The sequence below is a fragment of the Amycolatopsis heterodermiae genome (assembly GCF_034929455.1).
Classification (GTDB): domain Bacteria; phylum Actinomycetota; class Actinomycetes; order Mycobacteriales; family Pseudonocardiaceae; genus Amycolatopsis; species Amycolatopsis heterodermiae.
Genome location: NZ_JAYFSI010000001.1, coordinates 1,316,863 through 1,336,500 on the forward strand (window position 1 = coordinate 1,316,863; position 19,638 = coordinate 1,336,500).

General features: G+C 70.4%; 22 protein-coding genes. 19 read left to right on the forward strand and 3 right to left on the reverse strand.

The genetic code is table 11. The annotated features are described in order from the left end of the window. Window positions 1-10: 10 nt before the first annotated feature. The 4 genes from otsB to VA596_RS06430 all read left to right on the forward strand — a co-directional run bounded on the left by otsB (window position 11) and on the right by VA596_RS06430 (window position 4,965). Window positions 11-2,542 carry a trehalose-phosphatase gene (otsB, locus tag VA596_RS06415; protein ID WP_458364002.1) on the forward strand — a complete coding sequence of 844 codons (2,532 nt, stop codon included), beginning with the start codon at window positions 11-13 and terminating at the stop codon, window positions 2,540-2,542. Window positions 2,543-2,628: 86 nt separating this feature from the next. Continuing rightward, a complete protein-coding gene (locus tag VA596_RS06420) occupies window positions 2,629-3,156 on the forward strand; it encodes a hypothetical protein (protein ID WP_323324392.1) in 528 nt (175 codons plus the stop codon). Window positions 3,157-3,293: 137 nt separating this feature from the next. Next, complete coding sequence (locus VA596_RS06425; RefSeq protein ID WP_323324393.1) at window positions 3,294-3,887, forward strand: RNA polymerase sigma factor; 594 nt, start codon at window positions 3,294-3,296, stop codon at window positions 3,885-3,887. Beyond that, a complete protein-coding gene (locus VA596_RS06430) occupies window positions 3,880-4,965 on the forward strand; it encodes a hypothetical protein (RefSeq protein WP_323324394.1) in 1,086 nt (361 codons plus the stop codon). The genes VA596_RS06425 and VA596_RS06430 overlap by 8 nt, the downstream gene beginning before the upstream one ends. Window positions 4,966-4,993: 28 nt before the next feature. Here the strand turns inward: VA596_RS06430 and radA are convergent, their stop codons facing one another. Next, window positions 4,994-6,349, reverse strand: a complete 1,356-nt coding sequence (gene radA / locus VA596_RS06435) for a DNA repair protein RadA (protein ID WP_323324395.1) — start codon at window positions 6,347-6,349, stop codon at window positions 4,994-4,996. A gap of 39 nt (window positions 6,350-6,388) precedes the next feature. Continuing rightward, window positions 6,389-7,069, reverse strand: a complete 681-nt coding sequence (locus VA596_RS06440; RefSeq protein ID WP_323324396.1) for a hypothetical protein — start codon at window positions 7,067-7,069, stop codon at window positions 6,389-6,391. Between the two features lie 275 nt (window positions 7,070-7,344). Between VA596_RS06440 and VA596_RS06445 the strand changes: the two genes are divergently transcribed. The 15 genes from VA596_RS06445 (at window position 7,345) to VA596_RS06515 (ending at window position 18,920) form a co-directional block, all read left to right on the forward strand. Then, window positions 7,345-7,836, forward strand: a complete 492-nt coding sequence (locus tag VA596_RS06445; protein WP_005165253.1) for a CarD family transcriptional regulator — start codon at window positions 7,345-7,347, stop codon at window positions 7,834-7,836. A 144-nt stretch (window positions 7,837-7,980) separates the two neighbouring features. Then, window positions 7,981-8,607: an IspD/TarI family cytidylyltransferase gene (locus tag VA596_RS06450; RefSeq protein ID WP_323324397.1), complete on the forward strand. Its 627-nt coding sequence runs from the start codon at window positions 7,981-7,983 to the stop codon at window positions 8,605-8,607. Further along, on the forward strand, window positions 8,604-9,071 hold the full coding sequence (ispF, locus tag VA596_RS06455; RefSeq protein ID WP_323324398.1) for a 2-C-methyl-D-erythritol 2,4-cyclodiphosphate synthase: 468 nt from the start codon (window positions 8,604-8,606) through the stop codon (window positions 9,069-9,071). Before VA596_RS06450 ends, ispF begins: the two co-directional genes overlap by 4 nt. A gap of 86 nt (window positions 9,072-9,157) precedes the next feature. Continuing rightward, window positions 9,158-9,553 carry a PPOX class F420-dependent oxidoreductase gene (locus VA596_RS06460; protein WP_323324399.1) on the forward strand — a complete coding sequence of 132 codons (396 nt, stop codon included), beginning with the start codon at window positions 9,158-9,160 and terminating at the stop codon, window positions 9,551-9,553. A gap of 10 nt (window positions 9,554-9,563) precedes the next feature. Further along, window positions 9,564-9,959: a PPOX class F420-dependent oxidoreductase gene (locus VA596_RS06465; protein WP_323324400.1), complete on the forward strand. Its 396-nt coding sequence runs from the start codon at window positions 9,564-9,566 to the stop codon at window positions 9,957-9,959. 22 nt (window positions 9,960-9,981) lie between these two features. Further along, the gene (locus tag VA596_RS06470; RefSeq protein WP_323324401.1) at window positions 9,982-10,668 is read left to right on the forward strand and encodes an HAD family hydrolase; all 687 of its coding nucleotides are present in this window, start codon (window positions 9,982-9,984) and stop codon (window positions 10,666-10,668) included. A 42-nt stretch (window positions 10,669-10,710) separates the two neighbouring features. Further along, window positions 10,711-12,099 carry a cysteine--tRNA ligase gene (gene cysS / locus VA596_RS06475; protein WP_323324402.1) on the forward strand — a complete coding sequence of 463 codons (1,389 nt, stop codon included), beginning with the start codon at window positions 10,711-10,713 and terminating at the stop codon, window positions 12,097-12,099. A gap of 32 nt (window positions 12,100-12,131) precedes the next feature. Continuing rightward, the gene (rlmB, locus tag VA596_RS06480; RefSeq protein WP_323324403.1) at window positions 12,132-13,088 is read left to right on the forward strand and encodes a 23S rRNA (guanosine(2251)-2'-O)-methyltransferase RlmB; all 957 of its coding nucleotides are present in this window, start codon (window positions 12,132-12,134) and stop codon (window positions 13,086-13,088) included. Between the two features lie 89 nt (window positions 13,089-13,177). Further along, window positions 13,178-14,611, forward strand: coding sequence for an MBOAT family O-acyltransferase (locus VA596_RS06485; protein WP_323324404.1), 1,434 nt, complete (start codon window positions 13,178-13,180; stop codon window positions 14,609-14,611). A 113-nt stretch (window positions 14,612-14,724) separates the two neighbouring features. Then, on the forward strand, window positions 14,725-15,078 hold the full coding sequence (locus VA596_RS06490; protein WP_323324405.1) for a hypothetical protein: 354 nt from the start codon (window positions 14,725-14,727) through the stop codon (window positions 15,076-15,078). 4 nt (window positions 15,079-15,082) lie between these two features. Next, window positions 15,083-15,691: a histidine phosphatase family protein gene (locus VA596_RS06495; RefSeq protein ID WP_323324406.1), complete on the forward strand. Its 609-nt coding sequence runs from the start codon at window positions 15,083-15,085 to the stop codon at window positions 15,689-15,691. 73 nt (window positions 15,692-15,764) lie between these two features. Further along, on the forward strand, window positions 15,765-16,346 hold the full coding sequence (locus VA596_RS06500) for a transglutaminase family protein (RefSeq protein ID WP_323325677.1): 582 nt from the start codon (window positions 15,765-15,767) through the stop codon (window positions 16,344-16,346). 183 nt (window positions 16,347-16,529) lie between these two features. After that, entirely contained in the window at window positions 16,530-17,543 is a 1,014-nt protein-coding gene (locus VA596_RS06505; RefSeq protein ID WP_323324407.1) for a hypothetical protein, read from the forward strand. Window positions 17,544-17,545: 2 nt separating this feature from the next. Then, window positions 17,546-18,184: a hypothetical protein gene (locus tag VA596_RS06510; protein ID WP_323324408.1), complete on the forward strand. Its 639-nt coding sequence runs from the start codon at window positions 17,546-17,548 to the stop codon at window positions 18,182-18,184. 73 nt (window positions 18,185-18,257) lie between these two features. Next, window positions 18,258-18,920, forward strand: coding sequence for an HD domain-containing protein (locus tag VA596_RS06515; RefSeq protein ID WP_323324409.1), 663 nt, complete (start codon window positions 18,258-18,260; stop codon window positions 18,918-18,920). On the opposite strand, the gene VA596_RS06520 is transcribed toward VA596_RS06515, so the two are convergent. Next, entirely contained in the window at window positions 18,917-19,567 is a 651-nt protein-coding gene (locus tag VA596_RS06520) for a class II aldolase/adducin family protein (RefSeq protein WP_323324410.1), read from the reverse strand. The genes VA596_RS06515 and VA596_RS06520 overlap by 4 nt on opposite strands. Between the last annotated feature and the right edge of the window lie 71 nt (window positions 19,568-19,638).

A 19,638-nucleotide genomic window follows, 5' to 3' on the forward strand; every position in this document is an offset into this window, starting at 1 on the left:
AGGAGGAGTGTTGACTGCCGAGGCCCTGCCCGCCGAGCTACGGCGCGCGATCGTGCAGATCGCCCGTACTCCGCGACTGCTGGTCGCCTGCGACTACGACGGCACGCTGGCTCCCATCACCCTCAACCCCGACGAGGCCCGGCCGCTGCCGGAGTCCGTGGGCGCCCTCAGATCGCTCGCCGGTCTGCACGAGACGACCACCGCGGTCATCTCGGGCCGGGCCCTGCGCGACCTGGCCACGCTGTCCCGGCTGCCGTCCGAGGTGAACCTCGTCGGCAGCCACGGGTCGGAGTTCGACATCGGCTTCATCCACGCGCTGGACGAGAAGGCCCGTGAGCTGCACCGGCGGCTCGAGGCCGAGCTCGAACAGCTCGTGCTGGACGTCCCGGGTGTGTCGCTCGAGGTCAAGCCGGCCAGCATCGCGGTGCACGTGCGCCGCGCCGAGCACGAGGCCGGCCGCCGCGTGCTCTCGGCCGTCCACAACGGACCGTCGAAGTGGGACGGCGTCTCGACCACCGACGGCAAGGAGGTGGTGGAGCTCGCGGTCGTCCAGACGGACAAGGGCCGTGCGCTCGACATCCTCCGCCACCAGGTGGGCGCCACCGCGGCGATCTTCCTCGGCGACGACGTCACCGACGAGAAGGCCTTCGCCCGGCTCTCCGGTCCCGACCTGGGCATCAAGGTCGGCGACGGCGAGACGCTCGCCGGGTTCCGCGTGCCGGACACCGTGGACGTCGCGCTCGTGCTCGGCTTCCTGCTGGAGGAGCGGCGCAACTGGCTCTACGGCGAGTCCGCGCCCCCGATCGAGCGGCTGTCGATGCTGGCCAACGAGCGCTCGGTCGCGCTCCTCACGCCGGACGCGAAGCTGACCTGGCTGTGCCACCCGGGCCCGGACGCGCCCGCGGTGTTCGCCGACCTGCTCGGCGGCGAGGGTGCCGGCCACTTCTCCATCAAGCCGCACCGCAACGGCCTCCCGCTGGGCCAGCGCTACCTGCCGAACACGATGACGGTCGAGACGCGCTGGTCGCGCCTGCTCGTCACCGACTACCTCGAGCCGGAAAGCGCACCGCACCGCACGGACCTGGTCCGCGTCATCTCGGGCGAGGCGGCCGCGGCCGTCAAGTTCGCGCCGCGCCCCGAGTTCGGCGGTGTGCCGGTGAAGCTGGAGGTCACCGAGGGCGGCCTGAAGGTGCTCGGCACGTCGGAGCCGTTCGTGCTCTACTCGCCGGGCGTCGAGTGGGACGTCACCTCGGACGGCCTGAACGACACGGCCACCGCGCTGGTGCAGCCGAAGCCCGACCAGCCGGTGGTGCTGGAGCTGCGCTGCGGCACGACGGACCTCGGCGCGCACGAACTGTCCGAAGTGGAACGACGTGACCGCGCGGGCCGCTACTGGAGCGAGTGGACGTCGAAGCTGCAGCTCCCGAAGGTGCAGACCGACCTGGTCCTGCGCTCGGCGCTGACGCTGCGCGGGCTGGTCAACACCGACACCGGCGGGGTGCTGGCCGCGGCGACGTCGTCGCTGCCGGAGGAGATCGGCGGCGTCCGCAACTGGGACTACCGCTACTGCTGGATCCGCGACGCCGCGATGACCGTGCGGGAGCTCGTGCACCTCGGGTCGATCGAGGAGGCCGAGGGCTACCTCAAATGGCTGCACGGCGTGCTCGCGACGCTGGCCGGCCCGGAGCGGCTCCACCCGCTGTACACGCTTTCGGGCAGCGTCATCGGCGCCGAAGCCGTCATCGAATCGCTGCCCGGGTACGCCGGTTCGCGGCCGGTGCGGGTCGGCAACCTGGCGAACCACCAGGTGCAGCTGGACGTCTTCGGCCCGGTCGTCGAGCTGGTCGGCACGCTCGCCGCGGCGCGCGGTGACCTGCGCGACGAGGACTGGCAGATGGTGCGCGCGATGGCGGAAGCCGTCACGCGGCGCTGGAACGAGCCGGACCACGGGATCTGGGAGGAGCGGCACGTGCCGCGCCACCGGGTCTACTCGCGGGTCATGTGCTGGGTGACGATCGACCGCGCGGTCAAGCTCGGTGCCCAGTACGGCCGGGACGTGCCGAGCCAGTGGCCGTCCCTGCGCGACGCGATCGCCGCGGACGTCCTGGAGCACGGCTGGAACGACGAGGTCCAGGCGTTCACCACGGCCTACGACGGCACGGACCTGGACGCGGCGTCCCTGTTCGTCGGGCTCACCGGCCTGATCGACCCGGCCGACGAGCGCTTCCAGCAGACGGTGACCGCGATCGAAGCGGAGCTGCGCAGTGGGTCCACTGTGTACCGTTACCGCCGCGACGACGGCCTCCCCGGCGGCGAGGGCGGGTTCCACATCTGCGCGGCGTGGCTGATCGAGGCGTACCTGCTCACCGGGCGGCGCACCGAGGCGCAGGAGCTGTTCGACCAGATCGTCGCGGCGGCCGGCCCGACGGGCCTGTTGCCGGAGCAGTACGACCCGATCGCCGAGCGGTCGCTCGGTAATCATCCGCAGGCGTATTCGCACATCGGGCTCATCCGGTGCGCCAACTTGCTGGCGGCCAGTTAGCCCTTTCGGTCCGAACTGCCGTCGAGGCCACCTTACCGGCGCTTCACGCCCGTAAGGTGGCCTTGACGGCGTTCGGAGGTGAAGCGGTGCAGGGGACGTTCGGACAGGTCGAGTTCGTGCCGCTGCCACCCCGCTTCGCCGAGCGGGTGCGCTGGGGTTCGGTGGTCGTCGGCTGCTCGATGATCGCCGGCGTGGTCCTGCTGTTCGGGCTGACGACGTTCCTCCAGGGCGTCGTCCACGGCCACGCCTTCCCGGACGCGCTGCTGGGCAAGGCCGCGACGGTGCTGCCCCCGCTGGCCGTGCTGGCGCTGGCCGTCCTGGTGCTGACGTGCCGCCGCTGCCTGCGCGGCGACTACCTGGTGATCGCGAGCGCCCAGTCGGCGCGCAACGCGTTCGTCTTCACGTACGTGCTGACCCTGATCCTGATCGCCGGCGCGTGCGCGGTGCCGATCGTGTTCCGCGTGTGGCACGACGCCCCGGACGCACGCGCCCCCGACCTGCTCACAACGGTCGTGACGCTCGCCTTCGCCACCACGGGTTTCCTGGCCGGCATGTTCTACGTGCGGCCGTCGATGCAGACGTTGCGGAAGTTCAGCGACCACCCGATCTGGTGAGCCGCAACCGCCGTTCCGCAGCGGAAACCCTTGCACGGCAAGGCCTCGCGCCCCGGTCTTCGCGACCCGATCAGCCGGGTTCACGACGAAGGCAGGTTCGTCGTGAACGCGGATGGGGCCTGCGGGCAACAGGGGGCATGCAGGTGATCCAAGAGGGATCGGAGATCTGGGGGCACGACCGCCCCGACCTGGGCGGACCCGAGCCCGGGCCGGCGTTCGGGCGGCTCTTCGACACCCATGCCGGGCCGTTGAGGCGCTACGTCGCCCGCCGCGTCGGCGCCGAAGCGGCCAACGACCTCGTCGCGGAGACGTTCCTGGTGGCGTTGCGCCGCCGCGAAAGCTACCGGCGGGAGCTGGGCACCGCCCGGTCCTGGCTCTACGGCATCGCGACGAACCTCCTGCGCCACCACGTGCGCTCCGAGCTGCGCGGGCTGCAGGCCACGGCGCGGCTCGCGCACACCGGCGAACTCAGCTACGCGGGCCACGACGGCCGTGTCGCCGAGCAGGTCGACGCGCAGGTCCGCGCGGCGCAGCTGGCGGGGGCGCTGGCCCGGCTCAGCCCGGCCGACCGCGACACATTGCTGCTGGTGTCGTGGGCCGGGCTCGAACCGGCCGAGGTCGCCGAGGCTCTCGGCATCCCACCGGGCACCGTCCGCTCACGGTTGCACCGGATCCGGCGTTCGCTGCGGACGAACGCACCAGCCCAAGAGGAGGCGAACGGCCTTGACTGAAGACAACGTCCGGAAGATCTGGTCCGACGCCGAGCTGGACGCCGCACTCACCGACCTGCACAGCGACGTCGGCGACGACGACGGCCTGGTGTTCGCCCGCGCCTCGCTGCTGGCGGCGGCCGGCGCCGAACCCGAGGAGCCGCCGAAGCCGCGCCGGTCCGGTTCCTGGCGGTGGATCGCCGTGGCCGCCGCGGTCGTCACGCTGGCAGGCGGGTTCGCGGTCGCCGCGGAGGTGCTGAGCCCCGGTGCTCCGGCCCCCGTCCACCCGGCCGCGACGGCACCCGACCTCGACCGCCCGCTCGCGCCCGGCGAGTACCACTACTCGCGGCAGGAGTACTGGTACCCGGTCGGCAACTCGTCGCACGTCGCGTACGTCCAGCAGAAGGTCGAGCTCTGGGTCCCGGCCGATCCGGCCGGAACGTGGCACCGGCGGAGGGGCCTGACGGGCCGGGTCGTCGGGCACCTCACCGACGACGACCGCGCGAAGATCGTGCCGATGAGCGAGGCGGACGAGTACGGCCTCGGCGGGGTGTTCCCCAGCCCCGGCGGGCGTCCCGTCCTGTGGCAGACCCCGGATGCGCGGTTCCTGGAGTCGTTGACCCCCGACGAAACCGCCCTGAGCGCCCGCCTCGCCGGCACCTCGCTCTATCCGGCCGAGCAGCTCCGGCAGGCGGCGAGCGCGCTGACTCCCGGCTTCCCCGCGAAGGACGTCCGGGTCGCTCTGTGCAAGGCGCTCGCGAGCCTCGGCGGCATCCAGGCGTACCCGGACCCGGTCCAGGCCCCGGACGGCCGGCAGTCGCTCGCGTTCCTGGCGCCCTCGACGCAGGACACGCTGTACGTCGATCCGGCGACGTTCGTGGCCATCGCGATCACGCCGTACGCGCCGCTGCTGCACCAGTACCCGGTGGGTGGTCCCACGACCGAAACGGTGAAGCCGCCCACCCCCCTGTCGACGCCGGTCTCGGTGACGACGCCGGAGTCGTTCCCGAAGACCACGACGCCGTTGAGCCCGCCGTCGTCGTCGGATCAGCAGCCGCCGACGATGTTCTACTTCGCCATCACCCACGGCTCGTCGTAGCGCCGAGGGGGCGGTCTCGGCCGTCCCCTCAGCGGGCGTGGCTGGCCGCGTTCAACGCGTCCGCGACGTTCGCCACCTCCAGCACCCGGATCCCCGCCGGTGGTTTGCCCGAGTCGGGCGGCACGAGCGCGTGCGTGAACCCCAGCCGGGCCGCCTCCGCGAGCCGGCGGCCGACGCTCGGCACCCGGCGGATCTCGCCCGCCAGCCCGACCTCACCCACCGACACCAGCCGGGGTGACAGCGCGACGTCACCGAACGACGACGTCAAGGCCAGCACCAGGGCCAGGTCGATGCCCGGTTCGGTGATCTTCATGCCGCCGACCGTGGCGACGTAGACGTCCTTGTCGCCGAGCTTCAGGCCGCCACGCTTCTCCAGCACCGCCAGCACCATCGCCACCCGCGCCGAGTCGAGGCCGCTGACCGCACGCCGCGGCTGGGGCGCCGACGTCGACGACACCAGCGCCTGGACCTCGCCCAGCAGCGGCCTCTTGCCCTCCATCGCGACCGTGATCGCCGTGCCGGGGACCGGCTCCGCCGTCTGGCTGATGAACAGCCCCGACGGGTCGGGCACCCCGACGATGCCCTCTTCCACCAGCTCGAAGCAGCCGATCTCGTCGGCCGCGCCGAACCGGTTCTTGATGCCGCGGACCATGCGCAGCGTCGAGTGCTTGTCGCCCTCGAACTGCAGCACCACGTCCACCAGGTGCTCCAGCACGCGCGGGCCGGCCACCGAGCCGTCCTTCGTGACGTGCCCCACGAGCACCACCGGCAGCCCGCGTTCCTTGGCCAGCGCGACGAGCCCGGACGTCACCGCGCGGACCTGCGTCACGCCGCCGGGTGAGCCCTCGACGTTCGGGGACGCCATGGTCTGGACCGAGTCGACGATCAGCACCCCCGGCTTCACGTCGTCGACGTGCCCGAGGATGGCCGCGAGGTCGCTTTCGGCGGCGAGGTACATCCGGTCGTGGATGTTGCCCGTTCGCTCCGCGCGCAACCGGACCTGGCCCGCGGACTCCTCGCCCGTGACGTACAGGGACCGGTCGACGGTCTTCGCCCACTGGTAGGCGACCTCCAGCAGCAGGGTCGACTTGCCGACGCCGGGTTCACCCGCCAGCAGGACGACCGCGCCCGGCACCAGGCCGCCGCCCAGCACGCGGTCCAGCTCCGAGACGCCGGTCTGGCGGGCGCGGGCCGTCTCGACGTCGACTTCGCCGATCGGGCGGGCAGGCGCGCTCGGCGCGCCGGCCGCGACGCGCTGGATCGCCGGTTTGAGGGCTCCGCGCTCGGCGAAGGAGCCCCATTCCTGGCACTCCGGACACCGGCCCAGCCACTTGGCCGCTTCGTACCCGCAGCTCGCGCAGCGGTAGGTGACGCCTTTCTTCACCCCTCGAGGCTATCGGCGCCCACCGACAAAATCGGGGACCTACTCCTTGACGTGCGCCGGCGCCGCCACCGGCAGCTCGACGACGACCGGTCCGGCGTTCTTGAAGACGAACGTGACCTTCACGACCTGACCGGGCCAGAGGGGCTGCTTGAGCGCGGGGAGCGTCACCGTGCCCTTGCCGACGGTCGCGGGGGCCGCGGTCGGCGTCACGGTGGCCGACGGGGTCTCCGAAGAGGAGGTCGCCGTGCCGGTCGAGCTGGTGCCCGTGGAGCTGGTGCCGGTGGAGCTGGTGGCCGGGGCTTCCGAGGAGGAGGTCGGCGCGCCCGAAGACGTGGGCTGCGCCTCGTTGGTGGACTCGACCGCGTCGTCCGGGCCGATCACCAGGGAGTGCCCGGCGACGATGTCCTTGGAGCCGCCGACGGTGGCCGCGGTGCCGTCCTCGGCCGTCACGGAGACGAGCGTGTCGTCCTGCTGGCCCTGGTTGACGATCGTCAGGGTCAGCGCCGGGGTCGCGCCGGAGGCGTAGCCCGCGCCGGACGTCGGGTACTGCACCGCGACGTCGCGCAGGGCGATGGTCTTGACCTGGGCGTGCGTGCCGTTGACGGCGGGCTGCTGCGTGTCGGTCTGGGTGATCTGGCCTGCCCCGCACCCGGCGAGCGCGAGCGCGGCACCGAGCGCCAGCACGCCCGCGCCGAGCACGCGACGATTCTGCAGCCTCACGTCGCAGTCCTTCCCTTTTCACGGCCTCGTCCCCGCGAAGACTAGCCGGGAGCGATCTCCCGCGCGGAACCGGTCCGCGTTGCGCTCAAGATCAACCGTCCACAAAGGAATTCGCCGAGCCCGCCGACCCCCGTCCCGGCCACCTGCGTGAGCACGGGGGTCCGACGTTTGTCAACCCCCGCTCAGGCCGCTGACCTGCGAGGACGAGTCCGGCCCGCTAGGTGGGCACTGGCGGCACGTGATAGGATGGGGTCAGCGAAAGGGGCAGAGGACACATGGTTTTCAAGGTCGGAGAGACCGTCGTCTACCCGCACCACGGTGCCGCACTCATCGAAGCCATCGAGACCCGCGTGATCAAGGGCGAGGAAAAGAAGTACCTCGTCCTCAAAGTCGCGCAAGGGGATCTCACGGTTCGCGTGCCCGCTGACAACGCCGAGATCGTAGGCGTGCGAGACGTCGTCGGGCAAGAAGGACTGGACAAGGTTTTCGACGTACTGCGTGCTCCGCACACCGAAGAGCCCACGAACTGGTCTCGTCGGTACAAGGCCAACCTCGAGAAACTCGCCTCCGGCGATGTGAACAAGGTGGCCGAAGTGGTGCGCGACCTCTGGCGGCGAGAGAAGGACCGAGGACTTTCAGCCGGCGAAAAGCGCATGCTGGCGAAGGCTCGGCAAATTCTGGTCAGCGAGCTCGCGCTCGCGGAGGGCACCGACGAGGACAAGGCTGAAGTCCTCCTCGACGAAGTTCTGGAAACCGCGGCGGTCTGAGAATCTTATTCTGGTCAGGACGACGCTACGGACCGCAGGTGGCCTGCCTACGGTGACTTCGCGTCGGCCGACGGCTGAATAAGGTTCTCCAACCCCGGGCATCCTGCCCGACGGGCGGGTGGGTGCCTCTACGATCGCGAACCGATGAACGTCGTCGTGATCGTGACCGTCGCACACCATGCCTCCGACGGAGAGCTCGCTCTCACGCCGGTCCGTGGTGAACCGCTACTCACGCACACCGTGCGGGGGCTGCTCGCAGTGCCGGAAATCGATCTGGTTCTCGTGGCGGCCCCCCAGCGGTGTGCGCAAGCGTATTCGCAAGTCCTCGAGGATCTCTCGTGCCGGGTCGTGCCCGGCTCGCTCCGGCAGGCCTTCGCCGCCGTCGAGCCCGAACTTCCCCGTGGTTCTGTTCTACTCCTCCACGACGCGTTGCGTGCCTTCATTCCTGCGCAAACGGTGCGTGACGTGATCGACGCGGTCGGTGACACCAGCCCGATCGTCGTCCCGGTGCTCCCGATGGCCGACACCGTGAAGGTGACCGACGCGGACGCGCTGATCGTCGGCACCGAGGACCGGAACCGGCTGCGCACCGCCCAGACCCCGATCGGCTTCACGCTCGAGGCGTTCCGCGCGGCGGACCCCTCGGCGCCGCTGCACGCGGGCGCGGCGACCGTGCCGGGGCACCCGGACGCGATGCGCGTCACGACCGGCTTCGAACTTTCCCTCGCCGAGGCGATCGCGGCGGCACCGAAGAACGAGGAGACGCTGTGAGGATCGGCAACGGGGTGGACGTCCACCCGATCGAGGCGGGCCGCGAGTGCTGGATCGCCGGGCTGAGCTGGCCGGGCGTCGACGGCTGCGCCGGCCACTCGGACGGCGACGTCGCCGCGCACGCCCTCTGCGACGCCCTGCTGTCCGCGGCCGGCCTGGGCGACCTCGGCGCGGTGTTCGGCACCGGCGACCCCCGGATGGACGGCGCGCACGGCGCCGACATGCTCGCGGAGGTCCGCGGCCTGATCGAGGCCGAGGGCTGGCGGGTCGCGAACGCGACGGTCCAGATCGTCGGCAACGCCCCCCGCGTCGGGAAGCGGCGCGAGGAGGCGCAGAAGGTGCTGTCGGAGGCCGTGGGCGGCCCGGTGAGCGTCTCGGGCACGACATCCGACGGCTTGGGCCTCACCGGCCGCGGCGAGGGCATCGCGGCGTTCGCCACGGCGTTGCTACTGACGGCGGACTAGCCCGATCCCGAGCGGGTGGCCAACGCGGCGACGGGAACGGCCAACACAGCGGAATAGCTTCGACGCCGGCGCACGTTCGGCGTGACATGGCCCTCACTCTCCCGGACGCGGTCCGCGCTCTCGTCGACGGCAAGAACTTCGCCACCGCCGCCACGCTCGAGCCCGACGGCAGCCCGCAGACGTCCGTGATCTGGATCGGCCTCGACGACGGCGACCTCGTGTTCAGCGCGACCGAAGACCGCCGGAAGGTCCGCAACCTGCGGCGCGACCCCCGGATCAGCGTGTCGATCACCGACGCGGCGAACCCGTACCGCCACACGCAGCTGCGCGGCACGGTGACGCTCACCCCCGACCCCGGCAAAACCCTGCCGAAGGCGCTCAGCCACAAGTACCTCGGCGAAGACCCGCCCGCGGAGGGCGGCGACGTCGAGCGGGTGATCGTCCGGCTGCACGTCGAGAAGATCGCGGGCAACGTCAAATAGGGTCCAGACCATGGGTGTGACATTCAACGACGCGACCAAGGCGCTCCTCGACGGCAAGAACTACCCCGTCGTCGCCACCACCAACGCCGACGGGTCGCCGCAGAGTTCGGTCGTCTGGGCGCGCCGCGACGGCGACACCGTGGTCTTCGTGACCGTCCAGGGCCGTCGCAAGGAACGCAACATCCGCCGCGACCCCCGCGTCTCGCTGTCGGTCTTCGACCTGGCCGATCCGGAGAACTACGTCGAGATCCGCGGGCGGGCCGAGGTCACCGCCGAAGGCGGCCCCGAGCTGAACGACGAGCTGGCCCGCGAGTACACCGGCGCGGACTTCCCGGCCGAGCCTGCCGACGTCGTGCGCGTGCTCGTCCGCGTTGTTCCCGAACACATCACAGGGCATTCGGCCTGAAGATCCCGTTAGGCTGACCGACATGACGATCAGGGCGGTGTTGTTCGACTACTCCGGCACGCTCTTCCGGCTCGAGCAGGACGAGTCCTGGCTCACCGAACTGACCGACCACGACGGCACGCCGCTCGACATCGAGGCGCAGGCCGAGCTGATGCGGCGGATGACGGCGCCGGTCGGCCAGGTCGTCGAGCTGGACGCCGAGCACGTGCACGCCTGGAACCACCGGGACCGCGACCCGCAGCTGCACCGGAAGGTGTACCTGGAGGTCCTCAAGAAGTCCGGCGTCCCGCGGCCCGAGCAGGCCGTCGCGCTCTACGACCGGCTCATCGATCCCAGCCAGTGGACGCCCTACCCGGACACCGAGGCCGCCCTGAAGGCCGCCTCCGAGCGGGGGCTGAAAGTCGGCGTGCTCAGCAACATCGCCTTCGACATCCGGCCGGCGTTCACCGCCCGAGGGTGGGACGCCTACGTCGACGAGTTCGTCCTGTCCTTCGAGGTCGGGGCCATCAAGCCGGAGCTGGAGATCTTCCGCCGGGCCGTGCAGGCCCTCGGCGTGCCGGCCACCGAGACCCTGATGGTCGGCGACAGCGAAGAGGCCGACGGCGGGGCCCGCGCGCTCGGCTGCGAGTTCGCGCTGGTCGACCCGCTTCCCACGGCGGACCGGCCGGACGCCCTGCTCACGGCACTGCGCACGCACGGGGTCGGCTGAGGGGCTGCGACCTCCCCCACACCCACCCCGTACCCTTTCAGGGTGGCCCTACACCTTTTCGACACAGCGACCCGGAGCGTGCGGGAGTTCCACCCCGTCCGTAGCGGAACGGCGTCGATCTACGTGTGCGGGGCCACCGTGCAGGGCGTGCCGCACATCGGGCACATCCGCGGGGCCGTGAACTACGACGTCCTGCGCCGCTGGCTCGTCCACAGTGGACTGGACGTGCTGCTGGTCCGCAACGTCACGGACATCGACGACAAGATCCTCACCAAGGCCGCCGAAGCCGGACGGCCCTGGTGGGAGTGGGCGGCGACGCACGAGCGCGCCTTCGAGCAGGCGTACGACCAGCTCGGCTGCCTGCCGCCGTCGGTCAACCCGCGCGCGACCGGGCACGTCACCCAGATGGTCGAGCTGATGCAGCGGCTGATCGACGGGGGCCACGCCTACGCCGCGGACGGCGACGTCTACTTCTCGGTGAAGTCGTTCGACGACTACGGCAAGCTGTCCGGCCAGATCCTCGACGACGTCCAGGACGGCGAGGCGCCGACCCGCGGCAAGCAGGACCCGCGCGACTTCACGCTCTGGAAGAGCGCCAAGCCGGGCGAGCCGTCGTGGCCGACGCCGTGGGGCGACGGCCGGCCGGGCTGGCACCTCGAGTGCTCGGCGATGGCCACGGCCTACCTCGGCGCGGAGTTCGACATCCACGGCGGCGGGCGGGACCTCGCCTTCCCGCACCACGAGAACGAGCGCGCGCAGTCGAACGCCGCCGGCGACCCGTTCGCCCGCTACTGGCTGCACAACGCCTGGGTGACCATGTCCGGCGACAAGATGTCGAAGTCGCTGGGCAACACCGTGACGATCCCCGCGATGCTGGAGCGCTACCGGGCGGCCGAGCTGCGCTACTACCTGATGCAGCCGCACTACCGGTCCAACATCGAGTACTCCGACGCCGCGGTCTCCGAGGCCGCGCAGGGCTACCGGCGGATCGAGACGTTCCTGCGCCGCGCCGCGCAGTCGGGCGAGGTCGCACTGGGCACGATCCCGGCGGAGTTCGCCGCCGCGCTCGACGACGACCTGGCCACCCCGCAGGCGTTCGCCGTGGTCCACGCCACGGTGCGGGACGGTAACACCGCCCTCGACGCGGGCGACACCTCCAAGGCACTCGAACTCGCCGCGGCCGTCCGCGCGATGACCGACGTGCTCGGCCTCGACCCGCTGTCCGCGCGCTGGTCCGAGGCGGGCGGTTCCGACACCCCCACCAAGGATGCGCTGGACTTCCTCGTCAAGGGCCTGCTGGCCGAGCGCCAGCAAGCCCGGGCCGAGAAGGACTTCGCCCGCGCGGACGCCGCCCGTGACCGCCTCCAGCAGGCCGGGATCGTGGTGGAGGACACCCCTAACGGTCCACAGTGGACAGTCAAGTCCGACTGAGCCGTTCTCCATAACCGCAAGGACTTTTCAGCATGGCAGGCAACTCCCGGCGTCAAGGCGCCATCCGCAAGACGGGCACCAAGAAGGGTGCCGTCGTCGGCTCGGGCGGTCAGCGCCGCAAGGCCCTCGAAGGCAAGGGCCCGACCCCGAAGGCGGAGGACCGTCCCGGGCACAAGGCGTACCGCCAGAACAACGCCCAGACCAAGCGCGACCAGGCGCGGCAGAAGAAGGCCGACAAGCCGGAGCTGATCGCCGGGCGCAACCCGGTGGTCGAGGCGCTGCGCGCCGGCGTCCCGGCGACCGCGCTGTACGTCGCGCTGAACATCGAGATCGACGACCGCGTGAACGACGCCGTCCGGCTGGCCGGCGACAAGGGCATCTCGATCCTGGAGATCCCGCGCGAGGAGCTGGACCGCAAGACCAACCGGGCCGTGCACCAGGGCCTCGGCCTGCAGGTCCCGCCGTTCGAGTACGCCCACCCGGACGACCTGATGAACGCGGCCCGCAACTCGGGCGAGGTGCCCCTGTTCGTCGCGCTCGACGGTGTCACCGACCCGCGCAACCTCGGCGCGGTGATCCGCTCGGCGGCCGCGTTCGGCGCCCACGGCGTGCTGCTGCCGGAGCGGCGCAGCGCGGGCATGACGGCCGTCGCGTGGCGCACGAGCGCGGGCACGGCGGCGAAGCTGCCGATCGCGGTGGCGACCAACCTGACCCGCCAGCTGAAGTCGTGGGCGAACGACGGGATGATGCTGGTCGGCCTGGACGCGGACGGCTCGGTCGACATCGACGAGCTGGCGCTGGCGGCGGACCCGCTGGTCATCGTCCTGGGCTCGGAGGGCCGCGGCCTGTCCCGTCTCGTCCGCGAGACGTGCGACGCGACCGTGTCGATCCCGATGGCGGCGGGTGTGGAGTCGTTGAACGCTTCGGTGGCGGCCGGTGTGCTGCTGGCCGAGGTGGCGCGGCGCCGTCGTCTCGCCGGGCGGGTCTGAGCCCCACCGCCACGACCCACCTTCACGACACGGAACCACCCACTCGGGTTAAGGTCACCATCGGATAAACCGAGGGGACCTGACCACCGATGTCATTCGTTTCGCCACTGTTCCTGTGGTATTTCATGCCGGCGGTGCTCATCGCCGTGCTGGTGTGCCCGCGGACCTGGCGAAACGGCATCATCGCCGTGGGCAGCCTGCTGTTCTACACGATCGGCGCCGGCCCGTTCGTGTTCCTGCTGCTCGGCTGCATGGTGGTCAACTTCTTCACGGGCCCGCTGCTGGAGCCGAGCCCGTGGGACGTCCAGGGCGTCCGGCGGCGCCGGATCCTCATCGGCGTCGTCGCCCTCGACGTCACCGTCCTGGTGATCTGGAAGTACGCCGGGTTCGCGACGCAGCAGATCGCCGCCGTCTCGCACTGGTTCGGCGGGAACCTGCCCGTCGCGAGCCTGGTCGTGCCGATCGGCATCTCGTTCTACACGTTCCACCACATTTCGTACGTGGTCGACATCTACCGCGGCGAACGGAAAGCACTGCGGAACCCGGTGTCGTTCGCCGCGTACATCGCGATGTTCCCGCAGCTGGTGGCCGGCCCGATCGTGCGTTACCGCGAGATCGCCGACCAGCTGCCGCAGCAGCGGTCCCACCGCCTCGACGACATCGCGGCCGGCTTCCCGCGCTTCGCGCTCGGCCTGTGCAAGAAGACGATCATCGCGGACTCCCTGAGCCCGCTGGTCGACGCGTGTTTCAAGGTCCCCCCGGACCAGATGACGTTCGCGACGGCATGGCTCGGCGCGATCGGCTACACCCTCCAGTTGTTCTTCGACTTCTCGGGCTATTCGGACATGGCGATCGGCCTGGGCCGCATGCTGGGCTTCCGCCTGCCGGAGAACTTCGCGAGGCCGTACTCCTCGGTGACGATCACGGAGTTCTGGCGCCGCTGGCACATGAGCCTGTCCCGCTGGTTCCGCGACTACGTCTACATCCCCCTGGGCGGCAACCGCCACGGAGCGGGCAAGACGTACCGCAACCTGTGCATCGTGTTCGTCCTGACGGGCTTCTGGCACGGCGCGCAGTGGACGTTCCTGGTGTGGGGCTGCTACCACGGAGCCCTCCTGGTGATCGAGCGCCGTTTCGCCCTGGACCTGGACCCGGCAGATCCTCGCCGCAGGCTCATGAGACGCGCCCTGACGATGCTCCTGGTGGTGTTCGGCTGGGTGTTCTTCCGCTCGGCGGACATCCCCCACGCCCTCTCGATGATTGGCCACATGCTGATCCCGGACTTCGACGGCCTGGGCACGAGCGTCGAGGAGGCGTTCACCAACCAACGCCTGGTCATCCTGCTAGCAGGACTGGCGGTATTCCTCCTACCGGCCCACCCGGTAACGGGCCCCCTACTGGAGTCTTCCCGAAGCAAGCCGGCAACGGCCCTGCGCATCGGCGTGATGACGGTAGGCCTGATCTACGCGGCAATCCTGATAGCAACAGGAACATTCAGCCCCTTCCTGTACTACCAGTTCTAGCGGCAAAGCCGGTGTGGCGGCCGTTGCACGATCCGGCGTCCGGGTCGGTGGGTTACGGCAGACCTGCAAAGAACCGTGGCAGCATGATCCCGAGAGCGCAGGAGGGAGAAGCGATGACCGAGCTGTCCAGGGTGCCCAACGTGATCCCGTACGTGGACCACCACACCGGCCCCCGCCGCCTGCTCACCCTGGAAATCCCGCACCTCGGCCACACCGTCCGCTCCTACGCCCCGATCGCCAGCATCGACGGCCGGCAGTACGTCGTCTCCTGGGGCTCCCTCTCCTTCGAGATCCCCGCGGACCGGAACGTGCACGTCAGCGTGCACCTGCACACCAACAGCGGGCGCGACTACACGATCACGCCGTTCGCCTCGACCGTCCTGTCACCCCACCCCGCACCGCTGCGGCTGCTCGCCCAGTTCGTCCCGACCCAGGGGCCCCAGGGTGCGCTCGTCCCAGTCGGCTGACCCCGTGCTCGCGGCGCGCTACCTCCTCCTCACCCGGCACGGCGAAGCGACGCCCGACGAGAGCGGGCTCACCGAGGCCGGGCAGCAGCAGGCCGTCCTGCTCGGACGGCGGTTGCGCGAGCTGCCCGTCGCCGCCATCCACCACGGGCCGCTCCGGCGGGCCGCGCTCACCGCCGCGATCATCGGGGACCAGCTGCCCGGCGTTCCGCTCCACGTCGAAGAAGCGGCCGGCGACTTCGTGCCCTACCTGCCGAAGCGCGAGGAGCTGCCCGAGACGTCGGCCGACCGGCTGCTCGCCTTCACCCGGCAGCTGCCGCCCGCCGACGAGGAGCTCGCCGCCGAGGCCGAACGGCGGTTCACCGGGCCCATTCCCGGGACCGAGGCGCGGTTCGACCTCGTCGTCACGCACAACTACCTCATCTCCTGGCTCGTGCGCGCGTCGCAGGACGCGCCGCCGTGGCGGTGGCTCGCGCTCAACCACGGCAACACGGCGCTCACCGTCATCCGCTACGTGCCGGGGCGCCCCGCGGCGCTGCTGACGTACAACGACCAAGGTCATCTCCCGGCCGCCCTGCGCTGGACGGGCTTCCCACCCGAGTTTTACCTTCCGTAACCGGGGAACGCGGAGCGTGTCCGTCACCGAAAACAGGTCTCGCCCGAATGGCCGAGCCTGCCAGGATGGCCGGATGAGCCCCGTGCTGTCGCCCACGTCCAATCGGTGGAGCGACTACCTCGCCGCCGATGCCGCTGTCGATCACGCGCACCCGTCGATCCGCGAGCGGGCCGAAGCCCTCAGGACCCTGACGGACGAGCCCGCCGGGTACGCCGAAGCCGCGTTCCTGTTCGTCCGCGACGAAGTCGAACACGTCATCGACGCCGCCGATCCGCGGGTCACCTGGCGGGCGTCGGACGTGCTGCGCGAGCGGGTCGGGATCTGCCACGCCAAGGCACACCTGCTGGCCGCTTTGCTTAGGACGCAAGGGATCCCGGCCGGGTTCTGCTACCAGGAGCTCTCCGCGCTGCACGGGCTGAATGCCGTGTACCTGCACGGTAAGTGGTCGCGCCTCGACGCCCGCGGGAACCGCACCGGTGCTCGCGGAGAGTTTTCGCTCGCGGAAGAGAAACTCGCCTGGCCGGTGGACCACACGGGTGGCGAACGCGATCTTCCGGAGATCCACCCGGCGCCCGCGCCGGCGGTCCTGGATTTCCTGATGACCGCCGAACCGGGTCCGGGCTGGTACGAAAACGGCCTCCCGGCGAGGATTTGACCCGGGTTTTCCCCTATTTTCGGAAAACCTGGCAATCCGGTGAATTATTGCCGAGAGTGACGTCCGAGCTCCCCAGCTGTCCCCCGAACTTCTTATTTCGCGCTCCCCGCGAGGCGCGTAAAGTGACTCCCCGCACTCGAACCGACACTTTACGCATTCGTCTGTTCGGGTGATTCGAGGGAGGTGAAGCACGTGGCCGCGAATGGCGGACACCTCCGCCGTACCCCACTGCAGGAGATCTTCTGGACCAGGACGAGCCTGCTGCTCACGGTACTCGTCGTGGTCGCCGGTCTCAGCCTGTGGCTGGCCGGCTTGATGGAACCCGGCACCGGGAAGAACCTGGTGACGTCGCTGGGCACCGGCACCCTGATCTCCGCGATCGTCGGGTTCGGCACCACCCTGATCACCGCCAGCGCCTCGCAGCGGGCGCTGGTGACCCCCGTGATCGAAGAAAGCAGGCGCGCGCTGGAGGACCTCAGCGCCGAATACCGCGCGCTGAACAAGGAGTTCTTCCCCACCGACGTGTTCGAGGCGACGACCGATCCCGACCCCGCGTTCAACCGCGCGCTGATGGCCGACCTCGACGCGACCCGGCAGTACTTCTTCCGCGGCTTCTCCGGGCGGCACGCCGCCGCCCGCCTGTTGCTTTCCCGCACGGAACGCGAACTGCGTGCCGTGATCGCCGATCCGCGTGACGCGAGCTCGATCAGCGGGCGTGCCCGCTATCTGCTCCGCCGCGAGGCGGGCGACGTCGACTACGAACAAATCCAGACCCGGCTCGACGAAGAGATCCGGATCGGGCTGGTCGGCCTCTTCCTGGCGCGCAGTCGCTGCGCGCAGGTCGACATCACCGTGGTCGCCGACCCGCCGCTGGACCGGCTCGAGATGTTCGACGACAGCGTGTGGATGTCGCTCTACAGCGACGTTCGCGGCGCCACCAAGCTGTACCCGCGGTCCCTGCGGTTCACCGAGGGTTCCTTCCTCTACAACATGGAGCGCGCCGAGTTCGTGCGCGTCTCGCAGTCCCGGACCGGCCGCCACTTCCGCATCACGTCCGCGACGACGCGGACGGATTTCCTGGCGCTGTTCGAAAAGATCACCGGATCCCCGCTGTCCGAGGAGCAGTTCCGTGAGCTGGAAGGGAAGTTCCACGCCTTCCGCACGGAGTTCTCCGAAGTCGCCGAGCTAGGGAGCTGACCTTGCTCACCCGCCTGTCCCCGCTCACCGAACTGGCCACGCGCCTGCGCACGGCCGGATTCCCGCTCGCCGCCGACTGGCGCGTGGTCGACACCTGGTTCCGGTCGTGGGCCGACCACCCGGACCTACGCGACGAGCTGCGCACGCAGCTTCGCTCGCTGTCCGCCGCGCAGGCCGCGAAACTGCTGCGTTCGTCCCGGGAAACCACGACCCATTTCGCCTGGTGCCTGCTCGATTCGCCGACCGACCCGTTTTCCTTCTGGCTGCACGAATACAAGGCGCAGCAGGACTGGCGGGAGGGGTACGCGGATTCCGTGCACAACCACAGGTACCACTTCTGCACCACCATTCTCCGTGGCAACTACCTCCACGAAAGGTACGAGACGACCCACGATCCCCGTACCGGCCTGATTTCTTCGGCACAGCTGCGCCGCCGGACGTTGTGCCAGGCCGGGGCGTGCGCCACCATGCTGGCCGACGAATACCACCGCATCCCCGAAGCGGCGACGGGCACGATGACGTTCCTGGTGAAATCACGGCCGGTGAGCACGTTCAGCCTTTCCTACGATCCGACCAGTGGAATCGGCCATCGTCACGTTCCGGTCGAGGTCCGATTGGGGGAATTGGCCGACCGAATCTAGCTACACACCGGCGTCAACGGCGCTTACCATTGCTCCACCCGTCTGAATACCACGGCCGGGATCGGAGAGGTGTATGCGCACGCAGGAAAGCACGATCGACCACGTGACCCTCGACGCCGTCGAAAACCGGGTGCACCGGCTTTGCCGGGAGTACGCCGAGCGGCTGCAGTTCCACGGCTGGCACCACGTCAGCTTCGTCCGCGCCAAGGCGGCCGGCTTCGCCCAGCACAACGGAGCCGACCGCGGCGTGGTCGAAGTGGCCGCGCTGGTGCACGACGTCAACTACCTGGTGCTCCGCAATTCGCCGGCCGCCGCCGGCAGCGGCCTCCGCGGGGAGATCCTCGCGGAGTGCGGCGTCGCCGACGGTGTGGCGCGCTGGATCGACGAGATCGTCGACGAAGCCGAGATGGCCACCCGCGGCCGCGACATCTCGCTGGAGGCGCAGGCCTTGAGCGACGCGGACACGCTGTTCAAGGCGCTGCCGGTGACGCCGGTGGTGCTCGCGCACCGCTACCTGCGCGAGAACGGCCTGAGCCTGCGGGAGCTGGCGGACAAGATCGTCGGCGAGCAGTGCGACGTCCACGACGAGGGGTACTACTTCTACAACCCCGAGGCGGCGGCGACGTATTCGCGCTGGGCGATGGCGAACCTCCAGCTGTGGCAGTGCATCCAGGAGGCGGTCGACGACCCGACGGTCGTGGAGCTGCTGGACGCGGTCGACGCGGTGGCGTCCTAGCCCTGCCCGTAGCCGCGCAGGCGGTCGACGACGTTGGCGATTTCGGGCGGCGGCAGCAGGCTCGGCCGGCCGGCGCCCTGCGCGAGCAGCCACACGCGGCAGGCCCACTCGAGCTGCTGGGCGCGGTGGTAGGCGGCTTCGAGGCCGTCGCCGTAGGTGAGGGTGCCGTGGTTGGCCATCAGGCAGCCACGGCGCCCGTCGAGTGCTTCCAGGACGGCGGAAGCGAGCTCGGGCGTGCCGTAGGTGGCGTAGCGGGCGACGCGCACCGAGGGGCCGACGGCGGCGATCATGTAGTGGATCGGCGGCAGCTCCCGCACGAGCGTCGACACGGCGGTGGCGTGCGGCGCGTGCGTGTGCACGACGGCGGTGACGGGCTCCTGGTCCGGGTCGCGGACGTCCCAGTAGACCGACAGGTGCATCGGCAGCTCACTGGTCGGCCGCAGCTCGCCGTCGATGACCTCCCCACCCAGGTCGACGACGGCGATGTCGGCCGGGGTCATCGCGGAGTAGGCCACCCCGGTGGGCGTGACGGCCACGAGGTTCCCGGCGCGCACGGAGACGTTCCCGGAGGTCCCGACGACCAGGCCGTCACCGACCATCCGCCGCGCGTAGGCGCAGACGGCGGCCCGCTCGGACTCGAGGATCATGCGCAGGTCCCGTCTCGTGAGTGATCAGCAGCCGTTGTGCACACTGCCAGCCACCCACGAGGATCGGCCAC